This window comes from Staphylococcus sp. EG-SA-2 (genome assembly GCF_017152085.1).
In genome coordinates this window covers 1-1,511 of record NZ_JACYHC010000753.1, presented here as the reverse complement: position 1 = coordinate 1,511, position 1,511 = coordinate 1, and the positions used below count along the sequence as shown (strand labels likewise).

2 protein-coding genes and 1 pseudogene are annotated in these 1,511 nt (G+C 32.8%); all 3 read left to right on the top strand.

The genetic code is table 11. The features are described from left to right. A partial coding sequence (locus IDG60_RS13715) for a glutamine amidotransferase-related protein (protein ID WP_481906094.1) occupies positions 1-276 on the top strand: 276 nt, incomplete at its 5' end. 5 nt (positions 277-281) lie between these two features. Then, positions 282-1,280, top strand: a complete 999-nt coding sequence (trpD, locus tag IDG60_RS13710) for an anthranilate phosphoribosyltransferase (RefSeq protein WP_000173833.1) — start codon at positions 282-284, stop codon at positions 1,278-1,280. A 1-nt stretch (position 1,281) separates the two neighbouring features. Further along, positions 1,282-1,511 (top strand): annotated as a pseudogene (locus tag IDG60_RS13705) (indole-3-glycerol phosphate synthase TrpC); the annotation flags it as partial.

Below are 1,511 nucleotides of genomic sequence, written 5' to 3'. Positions count from 1 at the left end.
AAAGTTGATACACTAAAGGTTATATCGCATCATCAACATCTGTTATATCAAGATATACCAGAACAGTTTTCAATTATGAGATATCATTCATTAATAAGTAACCCTGACAATTTTCCAGAAGAATTGAAAATTACTGGACGTACCAAAGATTGTATACAGTCATTCGAGCATAAAGAAAGACCGCATTATGGTATTCAGTACCATCCTGAATCATTTGCTACAGACTATGGTGTCAAAATAATTACAAATTTCATTAATCTAGTGAAGGAAGGATGAAAACCATGACATTACTAACAAGAATAAAAACTGAAACTATATTACTTGAAAGCGACATTAAAGAGCTAATCGATATACTTATTTCTCCTAGTATTGGAACTGATATTAAATATGAATTACTTAGTTCCTATTCGGAGCGAGAAATCCAACAACAAGAATTAACATATATTGTACGTAGCTTAATTAATACAATGTATCCACATCAACCATGTTATGAAGGGGCTATGTGTGTGTGCGGCACAGGTGGTGACAAGTCAAATAGTTTCAACATTTCAACGACTGTTGCTTTTGTTGTAGCAAGTGCTGGCGTAAAAGTTATAAAACATGGTAATAAAAGTATTACCTCAAATTCAGGTAGTACGGATTTGTTAAATCAAATGAACATACAAACAACAACTGTTGATGATACACCTAACCAATTAAATGAAAAAGACCTTGTATTCATTGGTGCAACTGAATCATATCCAATCATGAAGTATATGCAACCAGTTAGAAAAATGATTGGAAAGCCTACAATATTAAACCTTGTGGGTCCATTAATTAATCCATATCACTTAACGTATCAAATGGTAGGCGTCTTTGATCCTACAAAGTTAAAGTTAGTTGCTAAAACGATTAAAGATTTAGGTAGAAAACGTGCAATCGTTTTACATGGTGCAAATGGTATGGATGAAGCAACACTATCTGGTGATAATTTGATATATGAATTGACTGAAGATGGAGAAATCAAAAATTACACATTAAATGCGACTGATTATGGTTTGAAACATGCGCCGAATAGTGATTTTAAAGGCGGTTCACCTGAAGAAAATTTAGCAATCTCCCTTAATATCTTGAATGGTAAAGATCAGTCAAGTCGACGTGATGTTGTCTTACTAAATGCGGGTTTAAGCCTTTATGTTGCAGAGAAAGTGGATACCATCGCAGAAGGCATAGAACTTGCAACTACATTGATTGATAATGGTGAAGCATTGAAAAAATACCATCAAATGAGAGGTGAATAATATGACGATTTTAGCAGAAATTGTTAAATATAAACAGTCACTTTTACAAAATGGCTATTATCAAGACAAACTTAATACCTTGAAAAGTGTGAAGATTCAGAATAAAAAATCTTTTATAAACGCAATTGAGAAAGAACCAAAGCTAGCAATTATTGCAGAAATTAAATCGAAGAGTCCTACAGTTAATGACTTACCTGAACGAGATTTATCGCAACAAATCTCAGATTATGA